At 62.1% G+C, this 13,736-nt stretch carries 17 protein-coding genes and 1 riboswitch; of the genes, 10 read left to right on the top strand and 7 right to left on the bottom strand.

Features of this window, described 5'->3' with window-relative positions:
* The first annotated feature begins 77 nt into the window (after positions 1-77).
* The 3 genes from EKN06_RS00245 (at position 78) to EKN06_RS16050 (ending at position 1,053) form a co-directional block, all read left to right on the top strand.
* Positions 78-335, top strand: a complete 258-nt coding sequence (locus tag EKN06_RS00245) for an alkylphosphonate utilization protein (protein ID WP_205693815.1) — start codon at positions 78-80, stop codon at positions 333-335.
* A 25-nt stretch (positions 336-360) separates the two neighbouring features.
* The gene (locus EKN06_RS00240) at positions 361-831 is read left to right on the top strand and encodes a YaiI/YqxD family protein (protein WP_127610887.1); all 471 of its coding nucleotides are present in this window, start codon (positions 361-363) and stop codon (positions 829-831) included.
* Between the two features lie 87 nt (positions 832-918).
* Entirely contained in the window at positions 919-1,053 is a 135-nt protein-coding gene (locus EKN06_RS16050) for a hypothetical protein (RefSeq protein ID WP_264394106.1), read from the top strand.
* Here the strand turns inward: EKN06_RS16050 and EKN06_RS00235 are convergent.
* The 3 genes from EKN06_RS00235 to EKN06_RS00225 form a co-directional block, all read right to left on the bottom strand.
* The gene (locus tag EKN06_RS00235) at positions 1,050-1,247 is read right to left on the bottom strand and encodes a hypothetical protein (protein ID WP_127611906.1); all 198 of its coding nucleotides are present in this window, start codon (positions 1,245-1,247) and stop codon (positions 1,050-1,052) included. The two genes, EKN06_RS16050 and EKN06_RS00235, sit on opposite strands and share 4 nt — an antisense overlap.
* 79 nt (positions 1,248-1,326) lie before the next feature.
* Positions 1,327-1,926, bottom strand: coding sequence for a hypothetical protein (locus EKN06_RS00230; RefSeq protein ID WP_127610886.1), 600 nt, complete (start codon positions 1,924-1,926; stop codon positions 1,327-1,329).
* Between the two features lie 187 nt (positions 1,927-2,113).
* Complete coding sequence (locus tag EKN06_RS00225) at positions 2,114-2,722, bottom strand: hypothetical protein (protein WP_127610885.1); 609 nt, start codon at positions 2,720-2,722, stop codon at positions 2,114-2,116.
* Positions 2,723-2,962: 240 nt separating this feature from the next.
* Here EKN06_RS00225 and EKN06_RS00220 point away from each other — a divergent pair, with 240 nt between their 5' ends.
* The 3 genes from EKN06_RS00220 (at position 2,963) to EKN06_RS00210 (ending at position 4,844) form a co-directional block, all read left to right on the top strand.
* Positions 2,963-3,601 carry a DUF2726 domain-containing protein gene (locus EKN06_RS00220; protein ID WP_127610884.1) on the top strand — a complete coding sequence of 213 codons (639 nt, stop codon included), beginning with the start codon at positions 2,963-2,965 and terminating at the stop codon, positions 3,599-3,601.
* Positions 3,598-4,143: a hypothetical protein gene (locus EKN06_RS00215; RefSeq protein ID WP_127610883.1), complete on the top strand. Its 546-nt coding sequence runs from the start codon at positions 3,598-3,600 to the stop codon at positions 4,141-4,143. The genes EKN06_RS00220 and EKN06_RS00215 overlap by 4 nt, the downstream gene beginning before the upstream one ends.
* A gap of 281 nt (positions 4,144-4,424) precedes the next feature.
* Positions 4,425-4,844, top strand: a complete 420-nt coding sequence (locus EKN06_RS00210; protein ID WP_127610882.1) for a hypothetical protein — start codon at positions 4,425-4,427, stop codon at positions 4,842-4,844.
* A gap of 19 nt (positions 4,845-4,863) precedes the next feature.
* Here the strand turns inward: EKN06_RS00210 and thiC are convergent, their stop codons facing one another.
* Together thiC and EKN06_RS00200 are read right to left on the bottom strand one after the other, a co-directional pair.
* Positions 4,864-6,723, bottom strand: a complete 1,860-nt coding sequence (gene thiC, locus EKN06_RS00205) for a phosphomethylpyrimidine synthase ThiC (RefSeq protein WP_127610881.1) — start codon at positions 6,721-6,723, stop codon at positions 4,864-4,866.
* Between the two features lie 73 nt (positions 6,724-6,796).
* A riboswitch (TPP riboswitch) is annotated at positions 6,797-6,905 on the bottom strand.
* Positions 6,906-6,985: 80 nt separating this feature from the next.
* The gene (locus EKN06_RS00200; protein ID WP_127610880.1) at positions 6,986-7,876 is read right to left on the bottom strand and encodes a MipA/OmpV family protein; all 891 of its coding nucleotides are present in this window, start codon (positions 7,874-7,876) and stop codon (positions 6,986-6,988) included.
* 173 nt (positions 7,877-8,049) lie between these two features.
* On the opposite strand from EKN06_RS00200, the gene crtY reads away from it, so the two are divergent.
* From crtY to aroQ, 4 genes are read left to right on the top strand one after another with little or no spacing between them, the layout of a single operon-like run.
* Positions 8,050-9,285, top strand: a complete 1,236-nt coding sequence (crtY, locus tag EKN06_RS00195) for a lycopene beta-cyclase CrtY (RefSeq protein WP_127610879.1) — start codon at positions 8,050-8,052, stop codon at positions 9,283-9,285.
* Positions 9,282-10,799: a phytoene desaturase gene (locus EKN06_RS00190; RefSeq protein WP_127610878.1), complete on the top strand. Its 1,518-nt coding sequence runs from the start codon at positions 9,282-9,284 to the stop codon at positions 10,797-10,799. Before crtY ends, EKN06_RS00190 begins: the two co-directional genes overlap by 4 nt.
* Before the next feature lie 6 nt (positions 10,800-10,805).
* Entirely contained in the window at positions 10,806-11,825 is a 1,020-nt protein-coding gene (locus tag EKN06_RS00185; RefSeq protein WP_240654532.1) for a phytoene/squalene synthase family protein, read from the top strand.
* Positions 11,826-11,850: 25 nt separating this feature from the next.
* Positions 11,851-12,282 carry a type II 3-dehydroquinate dehydratase gene (gene aroQ / locus EKN06_RS00180; protein WP_127610877.1) on the top strand — a complete coding sequence of 144 codons (432 nt, stop codon included), beginning with the start codon at positions 11,851-11,853 and terminating at the stop codon, positions 12,280-12,282.
* 11 nt (positions 12,283-12,293) lie between these two features.
* On the opposite strand, the gene EKN06_RS00175 is transcribed toward aroQ, so the two are convergent.
* Entirely contained in the window at positions 12,294-12,956 is a 663-nt protein-coding gene (locus tag EKN06_RS00175; RefSeq protein WP_240654531.1) for a YoaK family protein, read from the bottom strand.
* 31 nt (positions 12,957-12,987) lie between these two features.
* Entirely contained in the window at positions 12,988-13,734 is a 747-nt protein-coding gene (locus EKN06_RS00170; protein WP_127610875.1) for a 3'(2'),5'-bisphosphate nucleotidase CysQ, read from the bottom strand.
* Positions 13,735-13,736: the final 2 nt, after the last annotated feature.

Here is a 13,736-nt window from a genome sequence, read left to right as displayed (position 1 = left end):
TGTCATGCGCAGCGCAACATGAGGAGCAGGGCGTGAGCGACGAAGATTACGTTTATGACGAGGAAAGCGGCGAATGGATGCCGGCTTCCGAACTTGCCGCGAAACAAACGGCGGGCGAGACGGTGGACGTTCGCGACGCGGTCGGCAACCTTCTGGCGGATGGGGACCAAGTCACCTTGATCAAGGACCTCGAGGTCAAGGGCGCGGGCCAGACGCTGAAGCAAGGAACATTGATCAAGTCCATCCGGCTAACCGGCGACGCACAGGAAATCGACTGCAGGTATCCGGGGATCAAGGGCCTCGTCCTGCGGGCCGAATTCGTGAAGAAGCGTTGAGCGCGGCGATCCGAATTACCCGACGATGACCACAAGCGCGCTTCAAATCCTGATCGACGCCGACGCCTGCCCGGTGAAGGAGGAAGTCTACAAGGTCGCCCTTCGCCACAAAGTTCCGGTCAGCGTCGTCAGCAATTCCCCATTCCGCATTCCCGACAGCCCGCTGGTGACGCGGGTGATCGTGGACGACGGGTTCGACGCGGCGGACGACTGGATCGCTGATCGTGCGACGCCTGCCAGCGTGGTGATTACCGGCGATATTCTGCTGGCCGACCGCTGTATCAAGGCGGGGGCGATCGTAATCGCGCATACCGGCAAGCCCTTCAGCGCAGCCTCCATCGGTCCGGCAATCGCAACCCGCGCCATCATGGCCGACCTTCGCGCCGGTGCCGATGGATTGGGCGGCGGCCCTGCACCCTTCAGCAAGACCGACCGATCCCGGTTTCTTCAGGCGCTGGATCAGGCGCTGGTCAAGCTGTCGCGCCAGGTGCGCTGACCAGCCCACGTTTCCGAATTCATGCCATCATCGGCCCGGCGATGGGCTATGTCGCCGGCGGGGCATTCCGTCCCGATTGGAACGAACATGGCCAAAGGTCAGCAAAAGAAGAGCAAGGAAGCCCGCAAGCCCAAGGCTGACAAGGGTCCGAAGCAGAACGCCTCGCAACCGTCGTTGAAGCCCGGCGGGATCAAGGGGTTGGAGAACATGAAAAACAGCTAACCCTTTTTCTCAGGTTCCCCCGCCGCATTCTTTTTTCCTTCCCCGGCAGGGCGGGATTTGTGCGCCACGATCAGTTCGTCGAGCGCGGCGATCCGTTGCCGTTCCGGGGTATTGCGCCCCAATCCCTTGAGCCGGCAGGTCGCCCAAAGCGACTTTCGCTCCGATTCGAGCGCTTTGATATAAAGATCGGCCATCAACAATTCCTGTAAGCGGGGGCATCGCGCCTATAGGCGTGAAGTCCTCCGCTCGGCAATGCGCGATCCGGCTTGCGGGTCAGGCGCACCCTTCGACATAGCCCAGCACCGGCATCGTGCCGACGTGCATGTCGGTGACCTTGCCGTCCGCGCCCAGTTCGAAGCGCACTGCCGCATCGCCGCTGTCGGCGTTGGGAGCGGTCAGATCCTTGCCGCCTTCGACATATTTGTGGGGCGTTTCGCGGAAACCGGGGAAGCTGCCCCTTACCTGCGCCTCGGTCGATCCCACGCCGATGCCTTCGACGAATTTCACGTCCGAACCCGATCGGGCGGTAATGCGCCGCACCGCGCCCTGTTCGACGATGGCATAGGCACCGGGATAGGCGGGGGAGGAATAGGTCAAACAACCATCTGACGCCTGAACCGCGCCCTTGGTCCAGCCGCTGTCGGCGGCGACCGGCTGGCCGATCTTCAACGCGCCCAATCCTGCGAGCGTCAGCGTCTTGCTGTCGGTCGCTTCGGCGGCGGGTGCGATGGGGGTGCCGGGGGCGGCATCGGGCGTGGCGGTTGCCGTAACTTCGGGCGTTGTGCCTTCGTCGGCGGGCTGTTCGGCGGAACAGGCGGCCAAGGTCATGGCGGAAGTCAGGGCGAGAGCCGTCGCGGCGAGAATGTGCTTCATGCCACGATCAACCGCGAAGCAGGGCCACGGTTCCAACCCCGTCGCGGCGAAAGGTGACAAAGGCGACACGGTGTCACCCGCCCCCTGGCCCCGCAAAGCCGCAGGATCGCGCGCATTCCGGGCGAACGCGACGGGTGACGCCTCTGCGCCCGCAACGCCATCATCATCGCCATCATCTCCGCCACCCTCAATTCCGCCCCGGCTTTTCGTCGATAGCAAAGCGGCCAAGGATGCGCGGCGCTTCTGCCGCTTCGTCGTGGATGAATTCGGGCTCATCCCAATCGAGCGCGCCGGTTTCCACCCGGTCGAGCAGCGAATCCCAGCGTTCGGACATATATTCGGCCATCGCCTCGAACCGCCCGACGGTGGGCGCGCCGAAACGGTTGCGCATGGCCAGCAGGGCGACGGTCAGCCGCTCGTCATACTTGCGCGACGTGCCGATCAGCTCGCCCTTGTGATAATGCGGCACCTCCACCCCGTTGAGCGCGCGTTCCAGCGCGGCATGGGCGAGATTGTCATAGCCGTGGCGAAAGGCGGTTTCCCAGGCGATGTCGAACGGCTCGCCCTTTAATCGGGAGCGCAGCTTGTAGGCGCTTTGCCGCGACATCCCCACCGACCGCGCGGCTTGCGCCACCGAGTGCGAGGCCGCCAGCATCCGCAGGAAATCCCCCATCTTGGCCCGTGTCCACTGCCGCGTGCCCAGTTCGGCATCGGGCGAAAGGGGCTCGTCCCTGTCAGGGTTGTCCGGGTCGTAAAGCGGCGCGCGGTCCGCGTTGGGTGTGTCGGTGTCTGTCATCCATGAGGATAGGCCACAGGATGGGGGGTGTAGGAAAATAAAATGTTTGTTGCGGCCTCAAGCGCCGTGCGCCGCCGCGCCCACCCCCATCCCCTCCCGCTTGCGGGAGGGGAGCGAGACTTGGCGCGCAGCGCCTAGTCGCAGCGGGGCGGGCACTGCGCAACGTTCGTTGCAAGCGGCGCTGCAATCAAAAAACAATCCATTGACCAATCAGCAATAATCGCAAGATATTCGCAGCCCATGAACTACGCGATAGATGCTTTACTGGATCAGCCGGTTATCTTGCTCTTGGTGCTGGCTATTGGCGCGGGCATCGGGATTACCGTCGAGAAATTCTTCAGCGGTATCGAGATGGAAAAGCGCCGCGCTTATTGGCGGGGCCGAAAGACGGGCATGAAGCGCGAGCCGCAGAAAGCCCCGGCGATCAAGGGCGTCCCGGCCAGCACGACCGAAACGGCGGCGGAACAACTCAAGCGCGTGATGAACGCCAGCTTCAAGGCGCGCCCCCTGCTGAACAAGCCGGAACGGCGCTTGCTGGGCGTGATCGATCAGGCGCTGACCGATCATAGCCCCGGATGGCGCGCGATGGGTCAGGTATCGTTGGGCGAGATTTTGTGGAGCGAAGACAAGGCCGCGTTCTGGGCGATCAACGCCAAGCGGGTCGACCTGCTGATCGTCGACGCCGACTGCCAACCGCTGTACGCGGTGGAATTTCAGGGCACCGGCCACCACACCGGCGACGAAACGGCAGCGCGCGATGCGGTAAAGAAGGAAGCGCTGCGACGGGCGGGGATAGGTTTTGTCGAAGTGGTCAGCGGCGATACGCCAGCGGAGGTGCGGGAGATGGTGCGGAAGTTGATCGGGAAAGTAGATCGATGAATTTTGCAAGCTGCAGTAAGGCTTGGACAATCGGAGATTTGTCTAAATGTCAGCCGATGGGCCTAAATGTTGATACTTGGCTGGTCATTATCACTGCAATTTTTATACCTGCATCGATTTTCCTAGTTAAGTATTTTAAAGGAAAAATAAATAGCAGTTCGACTTGTCGCATACCTTATAAATTTTTTGGGAGCAGATTTCGCGGATTATGTCGAAAAATAAAACCTCTTACGGATGATAATTATCGAATATTCTCGTCGTTTGGCCCGAATGGTGGGCACACAGAAAGATCTCCCAAAGTTGTCCGCACCGAACTCGACGTATGGTATGGGCTTAGATCAAAAATAGTCGAAAATAATCACATTATCAAAAATTTGATCAATGAGAATTGGGATATCATTCCAAAGCGCCACATAATTTCGTTTAGGAGGTGGTTAAATCACATCGATGCATTTCAAGCTCATGTAACAATGGGGAGAGCCGATTACCGGGAAAATCAGTTTCCTTCCGAAGTTGTGGAGATAATAAAACGCCATGCATGATTTCGCCAAAATGAAAGCATGGATCGCTGCGTTCATTGTGGCAAATTCACCTCCGATAATATCATGCACACAATTTGGTTCATCAATCTCAACTAATGACCCAGATGATTTTGATGTGATACTGATATCATCTGAATGGGATATTCGCCCAATCTTATCGTCTATAAAAACTAGATTTTTAGACCGATTTGGCATCATATTACATTGCCAAATTTTTCATGTATCCCAAAAAGCTGAAATCACAGATTTTTTCAAAAAATTAGAGATTTGGGAAAACTTGCATGTCGAAAGATCTTTATTACACGATACCGCAATATTTTATTAGCCGGATGGAAGAGCACGATTGCGTCAAGTCGGTTAATAATGAAAGTGACGATGAGTTTTTTCTCTATCGCGTTCACCGTGAAAAATTTGATGATGTCCTAGTATGGCTGTCGGATGCCTATAGTTTTACAGACATGGACTTTAATAACCGCCCCCCTTCTTTGCAGCGAGGTGACTACATAATAATCGCAAAGCCCGAAGGTGGCGGTGGCGCATCAGAAGCTCTTATAAGAGCAACGGGCATAGGCGTTGGCAAGCTTGGCGACTTCATGGGCGCGCTCACCAAGCGAGAACCTTGGACCTACATGCCACCTTCGTGGGAAGAGAAGCAAGAAAGGAAAAAGCGCTTCTTTGAAAAACGTTCAAAGGAGCGCTAGACCTCTCTTGCTTTCGTCCTCAATCGTGCTCCCGATCACCCTGCCCCATGTACAGTTCCGAGCCGGTTTCCTTGAAGACCTTGCTCATCTCCTTCATGCCCTTCTCCGCGTCTTCCGCCGCGACGAAGGTTTCGATGCCGGCGTTCTGCTTGGCGGCGAATTCGCGGACTTCCTGGCTGATCTTCATCGAACAGAACTTGGGCCCGCACATCGAACAGAAGTGCGCGGTCTTGGCGCCTTCGGCGGGCAGCGTCTGGTCGTGGTACTGTTCCGCGGTTTCGGGATCGAGCGACAGGTTGAACTGATCGCGCCAGCGGAATTCGAAGCGCGCCTTTGACAGGGCGTTGTCACGCACTTGCGATGCCGGGTGCCCCTTTGCCAGATCAGCCGCGTGGGCGGCCAGTTTGTAGGTGATCACGCCGACCTTCACATCGTCGCGATCGGGCAGGCCCAGATGTTCCTTGGGTGTGACGTAGCAAAGCATCGCCGTGCCGTACCAGCCGATCTGCGCCGCGCCGATGCCGCTGGTGATATGGTCGTAACCGGGTGCGATGTCGGTGACCAAGGGCCCGAGCGTGTAGAACGGCGCTTCGCCGCACGCTTCGAGCTGCTTTTCCATGTTCTCCTTGATCTTGTGCATCGGCACGTGGCCGGGCCCTTCGATCATGACCTGAACGTCCTGCGCCCATGCGCGCTTGGTCAGTTCGCCCAGCGTGTAGAGTTCGGCGAACTGCGCTTCGTCATTGGCGTCGGCGATCGATCCGGGGCGCAGGCCGTCGCCCAGCGAGTACGCGATGTCGTACGCCTTCATGATCTCGGTGATGTCGTCGAAGCGTTCGTAGAGGAAGCTTTCCTTGTGATGCGCAAGGCACCACTTCGCCATGATCGAACCGCCGCGCGACACGATGCCGGTCATGCGCTTGGCCGCCAAGGGCACATAGGGCAGGCGCACGCCGGCGTGGATGGTGAAGTAATCGACGCCCTGTTCAGCCTGTTCGATCAGCGTGTCGCGGAACACTTCCCACGTCAGGTCTTCGGCCACGCCGCCGACCTTTTCCAGCGCCTGATAAATCGGGACGGTGCCGATGGGGACGGGCGAATTGCGGATGATCCATTCGCGCGTGTCATGAATGTTGCGGCCCGTCGACAGGTCCATGACCGTGTCCGCGCCCCAGCGGATCGACCAGACCATCTTATCGACTTCGTTCGCGACGTCGGACGCCACGGCGGAATTGCCGATGTTGGCGTTGATCTTGACGAGGAAGTTGCGGCCGATCGCCATCGGTTCGGATTCGGGGTGGTTGATGTTGTTGGGGATGATCGCCCGGCCGCGCGCGACTTCGCTGCGCACGAATTCGGGGGTGACGTATTCGGGGATTTCGGCGCCCCAGCTCTGCCCGTCGCGAACGTGGTCCTTCGCCATGGCGCGGCCCAGGTTTTCGCGTTCGGCGACATATTCCATTTCGGGCGTGATGATGCCGCGGCGCGCGTAGTACATCTGCGACACGTTCATGCCGGGCTTGGCGCGCAGCGGGCGCTTGACGACGTTGGGGAACGCCGGGACGCCGCCCGAACGATCAGGGCCAAGCTGGCCATTGTCTTCGGGCCGGGCCTGCCGCGCGTCATAGGCTTCGACATCGCCGCGTTCCATGATCCAGTCGCGGCGCAGGGCCGGAAGGCCGGCCGAAATGTCGATGCTGCAGGCGGCGTCGGTATAGGGGCCGGAGGTGTCGTAGACGCGGACCGGTTCCTCACCGCTCGACGGTTCGAGCGAGATTTCGCGCATCGCCACCCGGCGCGGGCCGACGTGGATTTTCTTCGAGCCGCGGATGGGGCCGGTGGTGACGCCGATTTCGAGCTTGGAATTGATGTCGGCCATAATGGGCAGCCTTTTCGCTTGATGTCTGATCAGGAAACGCGGCGGTGCGGTGGGGGGATGGCGCCGGGGAATGGTGCTGGCGCGTCTCCCTTCCCTCCGCCCGGATTAACGGGTTCAGGTTCAACGGGTCGATTGGCACTACCCAATCCTCTCAGCGAAAGCTCGCTCCCCGGGGTTACTCTGATGATGTAATGCCATTGCGCGGCGGCGTAAAGCGCCGTGGGCTCATGCGCCCCAGTTTGTCGTCAGCCCGAACTCTTCGTCAGAATGCGTAGCCCAGCCCGATCATCGCGGCATATTGGTTGGCATCGCCGCGCATCGCGGTAAGCGGCGTGTCCGCCGCGCTGTTCAGCAATCGTTCGTAGCTCAGCGCCAGCGCGAGGCCGAGGCCGCCGTTGCGGAAATCGCCGTCGAAGTCGAAGCCGTAATAGGCCCGCACTTCCCAATCCTTGAACCCGCTGTCGGCATCGTATGTCGGCAACTGCTCGCCGGTTGCCACGCTGCCGACAGGAGAGATCGCGTAATAATAATCGGCATAATCGCCGTTGACCCACGTGGTGCCCGCCGACAGTCCTGCGCCCATGCCCGGGCTGAGCGCGGTGAAGTAGGATAACTGTGCACTGATCGACTGGCCCGCGCCATTGCCCGATACGTCCCAGCGAGTGCTTGCGCTGAGCGCTATGGAATCGACCGGCGTCAGCACGTTCTTGACAGAAACGCCCGCGCCGAAACCCAGTTCGACGGTCTTGTCGAGCCTGGGCAGCAGGTCCATCACGTCGTCCTTCACCGAACCGCTGCGCACGGTGCGATACCGGATGTCCGGCCCGAACGACACTTCGACATTACCGGGAAGATTGGGGACAAGATCGAGTTCCAGCCCGATGCCGCGCGTGGCAAAGCCGATGCCGCCGACCGAACCGCGCGCCGCGACACCCGGCATCACGCCATAATCATTCGAGCCTTCGTAGTCGGGCAAATATCCCGCACCCACCGCGACGATGGCGTAATCGCCGTCGAAAACGTCGTCGAGCAGCGGCTGTGCCAGATCGTCCAGCTGCGGCGCATCGGCATTGGCAAGCGCGGGCGTTGCGATCATGCAGGCGATTGCCATCGCGGTGAATTTCAGAGCCGCGGCGCCGCCGACGGCGGGCAATCTTGCATGATTTTTCAAAAGGCTGCTTCCCCAAGATGGTTTAACTGCCAAACGCGCGACACTATGTCCTGTTCCGCCCCGGCCCCTACCCTGACCCCCACCGCGAACCTATGTCGGGCGCCTGCCATGGTCCGGCTTGCGCCCGGACGGGTTGCGTGCGAGCAGGCACTGTAATGGAAAAGGCTATCGTCAGGCAATTCGACATTGCGATCGCAGGGGGCGGGCTGGCCGGGTCGCTGATCGCGCTGGCGCTGCGGGAACGGCGCCCCGAATTGACTGTCGCCCTGATCGAACGCGGCGATGCCGTGGGCGGCAACCACGTCTGGTCGTTTTTTGCCAGCGATGTTGCGGCGGCGGATCGCGCGCTGGTCGAACCGCTGGTCGCCGCGCGCTGGGACGCGGGCTATTCCGTGCGTTTTCCGGGCTTTGTCCGCGAATTGCCGACGCCCTATCGCAGCGTGACGTCCGAAAACCTTGCCGCCGCCATCGCCCGCGCGCTGCCCGCCGATGCGGTCATGACCGGCCGCGATATCGCATCGCTGGATGCAGACGGAGCGACCCTGACCGATGGCACGCGCATCGCTGCGCACGGCGTGATCGACACGCGCGGGCTGAACCCCGATTTGTTGCGCCATTTTTCGGGCGGCTGGCAGAAATTCGTGGGCACGATGCTGACCACGCGCGAACCGCACGGGCTGGACCGGCCTGTCGTGATGGATGCGCGCGTCGAACAGCTGGACGGTTATCGGTTCGTCTATTGCCTGCCGTTTTCGGCGACCAAGGTTTTCGTCGAGGATACATATTACAGCGATACGCCCGATCTGGACCGCGTATGCCTGTTGGCGCGCATCGACGCCTATGCCGCCGCGCAAGGATGGGATGTCGTGGACCGGACCCGCACCGAAAGCGGCGTTCTGCCGGTCGTCACCGATGGCGATTTCGCCGCATTCTGGCAGGCCGGGCACAGCGACGCAGCCATCGGCCGCGCCGGTGTGCGCGCCGGGTTGTTCCAGCCGCTGACCAGCTATTCGCTGCCCGACGCGGTGCGCTTTGCCGCCCATGTCGCCGCCCTGCCCGATATGACCGGCAGCACCCTCGCGCGGGCATCGCGCGCATGGGCCGAACGGCACTGGCGACGGGGGCGGTTCTACCGCCTGCTGGCCCGCATGTTGTTCGCCGCGGCGGAACCGGCGCAACGCTACCGGGTACTCCAACGGTTCTATGCGCTTGACGAAGCATTGATCGAACGGTTCTACGCGGGCAGAAGCACTTCGGCTGACAAGCTTCGCGTGCTGGCCGGGAAGCCCCCGGTACCCATTACCAAGGCCGTCATGGCACTCGCCGGAATTGGCGTGCCGGGCGCATTGACCGAAATTGGCGCATCCCCCGCGCCGGAAGGAACCCGATGACCGACGCGAACAGTCCCGCCACCCGGCCCCCGCGACGCGCCGCCATTATCGGCGCCGGATTCGGCGGGCTTGCGCTGGCCATCCGGCTGCAGTCGGCCGGGATCGCGACCACGGTGATCGAAGCGCGGGACAAGCCCGGCGGGCGTGCCTATGTCTGGGAAAAGGAAGGCTTTACCTTCGATGCCGGACCGACCGTCATCACCGATCCCGATTGTCTTGAGCAGTTGTGGCGGCTGACCGATCACGAGATGGCCAAGGATGTCGAACTGATCCCGGTCATGCCGTTCTATCGCCTGCAATGGGAAGACGGGACGACCTTCGACTATTCGAACGATCAGGCGCAGCTGGCGGCCGAAATCCACCGGCTTAACCCCGAGGACGTGGCTGGGTACGAGGAATTTTCCCAATATTCCGCCGGGGTTTTCGAAGAAGGCTACGTCAAGCTGGGCCACGTGCCCTTCCTGAAATTCAGCACGATGATCAAGGCTGCCCCCGCGCTCGCCAAATATCAGGCGTGGCGCAGCGTCTATTCCATGGTTTCGAAGTTCGTGAAGAGCCCGAAACTGCGCGAGGCATTGTCTTTCCACACGCTCTTGGTGGGCGGCAACCCGATGACGACAAGCGCGATCTATGCCCTCATCCACAAGCTGGAAAAGGACGGCGGCGTATGGTGGGCAAAGGGCGGGACGAACAAGCTGATCGCCGGGATGGTCACCCATTTCGAACGGCTGGGCGGGACGGTCCGGCTGGCCGATCCGGTGGCAAAGATCGAAACGCTGGGCAATCGCGCGACCGGCGTTACGACCAAAAGCGGGTGGACCGAAAAATTCGACGCGGTGGCGACGAATGCCGACCTGATGCATTCGTATCGGGACTTGCTGGCGGGCAACCGGCGCGGACCGGCGGTCGCGAAGAAGCTGGCGAAAAAGCGCTGGAGCCCCAGCCTCTTCGTCGTGCATTTCGGGATCGAGGGCACGTGGCCCGGCATCCCGCATCACATGATCCTGTTCGGCCCGCGCTATAAGGGCCTGTTGGACGACATCTACAAATCCGGCGTCCTGCCAAAGGATTTCTCGATCTACCTGCACCACCCGACCGTCACCGACCCGGCGATGGCCCCGGAAGGCATGAGCACGTTTTACGCGCTGGTCCCCGTGGCCCACATGGGCAAGCTGGCGGTGGACTGGGACAAGATCGGGCCGCAACTGGAAAAGCGCGTGCTGGACGAAGTGGGGCGGCGGCTGATCCCCGACATCCATTCGCGGATCGTCACGAAATTCCACTATTCGCCGGCCGATTTCGGCACCGACCTTGCCGCACACATGGGATCGGCCTTCAGCCTCGAACCGATCCTGACGCAAAGCGCGTGGTTTCGCGCGCACAACCGCGACGACGAAATCGGGAACCTGTACTTCGTTGGTGCGGGCACCCATCCGGGCGCAGGCATTCCCGGCGTCGTGGGATCGGCGCGGGCAACGGCGCGGCTGATGATTTCCGACCTTTCGAAAAGCTGAGCCACCGTGCCTGACCTTGCTGCCCAGAATGCCGCGATTCGCGATCGTGACGCGCTTGTCGCCCATGCCCGCAACACGATCGCGCGTGGATCGAAAAGCTTTGCCGCGGCATCGCTGCTGTTCGACCGCGTGACGCGCGAACGGGTCTGGCTGCTGTACGCATGGTGCCGCGCCGCCGACGATCTTGCCGATGCGCAGGACATGGGCGGCGAACTGGGCGATCAGGCGCATGCGGCGGACCGACTGGCCATCATCCGCAGCCACACCGCCTTGGCGCTGGCGGGAGAGCCGACGGGCGATCCTTCGTTCGACGGGTTGGGCGTGGTGGCGCGCGAATGCGGGCTAACCGCTCAGATGTGCGACGACGTGGTGGCGGGCTTCGCTCTCGACGCCGCCGACTGGCAACCGCGCAGCGAAGCGGACATGCTGCAATATTGCTATCACGTCGCCGGCGCGGTCGGCGTGATGATGGCAAGAGTCATGGGCGTGCCCGATGACGACAGCATGGCCGCCGACACGCTCGACCGCGCCTGCGATCTGGGCATCGCGTTCCAGCTTGCCAATATCGTGCGCGACGTGTGGGAAGACGATGCCGCGGGCCGTTGCTACCTGCCGGTCGAATGGATGGTAGAAGCCGACATCACGCCAGGGCAACACATGAAACCGATGTACCGGCCCGAACTGGTCGCGATGGTGCACGACGCCTGCGTCATGGCGCGCGCGTATGAAGCGAGCGCCCGGATCGGCGCGGCGCGATTGCCGATGCGGTCGCGCTGGGCGATCCTGTCGGCCACCGGCATTTACGGATCGATCGCGCGCAAAGTCGAAAAGGCGGGGATTCACGGCTGGGACCACCGCGCATTCACCAGCCGGTTCGAAAAGCTGCGTCATGTGTTCGGCGCCGGGGCGGCATGTCTGCGCGCCCCGCCCGCCAGTTGCGAAGACGACGCGATGGCCCGCCCGCTGACCCGCCGCGATTTCGAAGCGCGGGCGCGCGAGGTTGCTTCGAACGCGGGCCAGCACTAATCGGGTGGACGCAAAGGGGGCCACGATGGCGACGATCACAGTTCTGAACGGACCGAACCTGAACCTTTTGGGCAAGCGGGAGCCGGAGATATATGGTTCGGCGACGCTGGCCGACGTGGAAACGCTGTGCCGCGACAAATGCGCCGCGCTGGGGCACGAACTGCGTTTTGCCCAATCGAACGCCGAACACGAACTGATCGACTGGATCCACGATGCGCGCGACAATGCCGCCGCCATCGTCATCAATCCCGGCGCCTATACCCACACGTCGATCGCGCTGCGCGATGCGCTGTCCGCGTTCGACGGCCCGATCGCCGAAGTGCACATTTCGAATATCCACGCGCGCGAGGAATTTCGCCACCACAGCTATATCTCAGGCGTGGCCGACACGGTGATCTGCGGCGCAGGGATCGCCGGATACGGTTTCGGGATAGAGGCGGTCGCAAACCTGCTCTGACAGATTGGCCCTTAGGCCTTGCGCCACCGGGACATGGTCACCGCCACGGTAACGGCCAGCGCAAATGCTGCGGCCAGCCACAGCGACAGTACCCCGAACGCAAGCTGAGCGAACGCCCCCGTAACACCGCCTGTCACCAGCCCGGCCCACAGCAACAGATATGGCATCCAGCCCAGCGGCGGGCCGCCGATCATCGCGTCGGCGATCCGCATGCCCAGCTTGACCAGCGTTCCGGTCATGTAGGTAAGCCCCACCCGCACGTCGCCATCGACTTCGAAGGCGAGGTTCATGCCCCCCATCGCGGCGGCAATCGGGATCAGCGCGAACATGGCATGGCCCGAAGACACCATCGCGGCGGTGGCCAGCAACACCGTGACGTAAGCGAGAACCGCCGATTCCCGCGCCCGCACCGGCACCTTTCGGCGCAACAGCGTCGCCGCCACCGTGCCGGCAAGAAATGCGGCGATCAGCATCGCGGCAATCGCGGCGGCTTCGGTCCCGCTGCCCAGCCCGACGCCCAGCCGGGTCGAATTTCCGCTCATGAACGAAACGAAATAGCCGCCGCTGGCGATGAAGCCGACCGCGTCGACATATCCCGCCAACCCGGCAAGCAGCACGGCCAATATCCCGACATGGTGCATGCGGTGGGGCATGGCCGACGTGTTAGCGGCCAAGTCGCCCACCATGCAATCGCAGGTGTCGCCCTCAGCCGATTTCCGCGACCAGTTTCAGCACGCGTTCGGCGTGTTCCTTGCGACAGATCAGCAAGTCGGGGAGCGATACGTCCTTCTGGTTATAGACCAGCGGCGATCCGTCGATGCGCGATGCGTGGAGGCCGTGGGCAAGCGCGACGGCAGCGGGCGCGCAATTGTCCCATTCGTATTGCCCGCCCGAATGGAGGTAGATGTCCGCTTCCCCCCGGATGACTGCCATGGCCTTGGCCCCGGCAGAGCCCATCGGGACCAGTTCGGCACCGATGGCTTCGGCCACGGCCTTGCTGTCCGCGCCCGGGCGCGTTCGGCTGACCACCATGCGTAGCGTTGCGGGCACCGGCGGCAGCGCCGACACCTGATCGCTGCGCAGGACCTGCGGCACGCCCGGCAGCGCAACCGCGCCGATCACCGGCTTTCCGCCGATGGCAAGGCCGACGTGCACGGCCCAGTCGCTGCGCCGTTCGCCATATTCGCGCGTGCCATCGACGGGGTCGATGATCCACACGCGCTCCTTGCCCAGACGTTCGGGCGTGTCGGCGCTTTCCTCCGACAGCACACCGTCGTCGGGGCGCTGTGCGGCGATTGCGCGCATCAGGAAGGCGTTGACCACCTTGTCGCCTGCATCGCCCAGCGCCTTGCCGTCGATCAACCCGCTGTCGCGCACGGCGACCGCGATCTTGCCCGCAGTATCGGCCAATATGGCGGCCAGTTCGGCATCGCTCTCGATGATCGCGGACATCG

This window comes from Croceicoccus ponticola (assembly GCF_004004515.1).
Classification (GTDB): domain Bacteria; phylum Pseudomonadota; class Alphaproteobacteria; order Sphingomonadales; family Sphingomonadaceae; genus Croceicoccus; species Croceicoccus ponticola.
The sequence above is the reverse complement of the archived record's forward strand: the minus strand, read 5'-3'. Positions and strand labels throughout refer to the sequence as shown.

What these genes read in the sequence shown, in the direction of transcription:
- EKN06_RS00240 (WP_127610887.1), top strand. Translation starts at nt 361, where the DNA reads ATGACCACAAGCGCGCTTCAAATCCTGATCGACGCCGACGCCTGCCCG.
- EKN06_RS00225 (WP_127610885.1), bottom strand. Translation starts at nt 2,722, where the DNA reads ATGACAGACACCGACACACCCAACGCGGACCGCGCGCCGCTTTACGAC.
- aroQ (WP_127610877.1), top strand. Translation starts at nt 11,851, where the DNA reads ATGGCGACGATCACAGTTCTGAACGGACCGAACCTGAACCTTTTGGGC.
- EKN06_RS00170 (WP_127610875.1), bottom strand. Translation starts at nt 13,734, where the DNA reads ATGTCCGCGATCATCGAGAGCGATGCCGAACTGGCCGCCATATTGGCC.
- EKN06_RS00215 (WP_127610883.1), top strand. Translation starts at nt 3,598, where the DNA reads ATGAATTTTGCAAGCTGCAGTAAGGCTTGGACAATCGGAGATTTGTCT.
- EKN06_RS00235 (WP_127611906.1), bottom strand. Translation starts at nt 1,247, where the DNA reads ATGGCCGATCTTTATATCAAAGCGCTCGAATCGGAGCGAAAGTCGCTT.
- thiC (WP_127610881.1), bottom strand. Translation starts at nt 6,723, where the DNA reads ATGGCCGACATCAATTCCAAGCTCGAAATCGGCGTCACCACCGGCCCC.
- EKN06_RS16050 (WP_264394106.1), top strand. Translation starts at nt 919, where the DNA reads ATGGCCAAAGGTCAGCAAAAGAAGAGCAAGGAAGCCCGCAAGCCCAAG.
- EKN06_RS00210 (WP_127610882.1), top strand. Translation starts at nt 4,425, where the DNA reads ATGTCGAAAGATCTTTATTACACGATACCGCAATATTTTATTAGCCGG.
- EKN06_RS00245 (WP_205693815.1), top strand. Translation starts at nt 78, where the DNA reads ATGCCGGCTTCCGAACTTGCCGCGAAACAAACGGCGGGCGAGACGGTG.
- EKN06_RS00220 (WP_127610884.1), top strand. Translation starts at nt 2,963, where the DNA reads ATGAACTACGCGATAGATGCTTTACTGGATCAGCCGGTTATCTTGCTC.
- EKN06_RS00230 (WP_127610886.1), bottom strand. Translation starts at nt 1,926, where the DNA reads ATGAAGCACATTCTCGCCGCGACGGCTCTCGCCCTGACTTCCGCCATG.
- EKN06_RS00190 (WP_127610878.1), top strand. Translation starts at nt 9,282, where the DNA reads ATGACCGACGCGAACAGTCCCGCCACCCGGCCCCCGCGACGCGCCGCC.
- crtY (WP_127610879.1), top strand. Translation starts at nt 8,050, where the DNA reads ATGGAAAAGGCTATCGTCAGGCAATTCGACATTGCGATCGCAGGGGGC.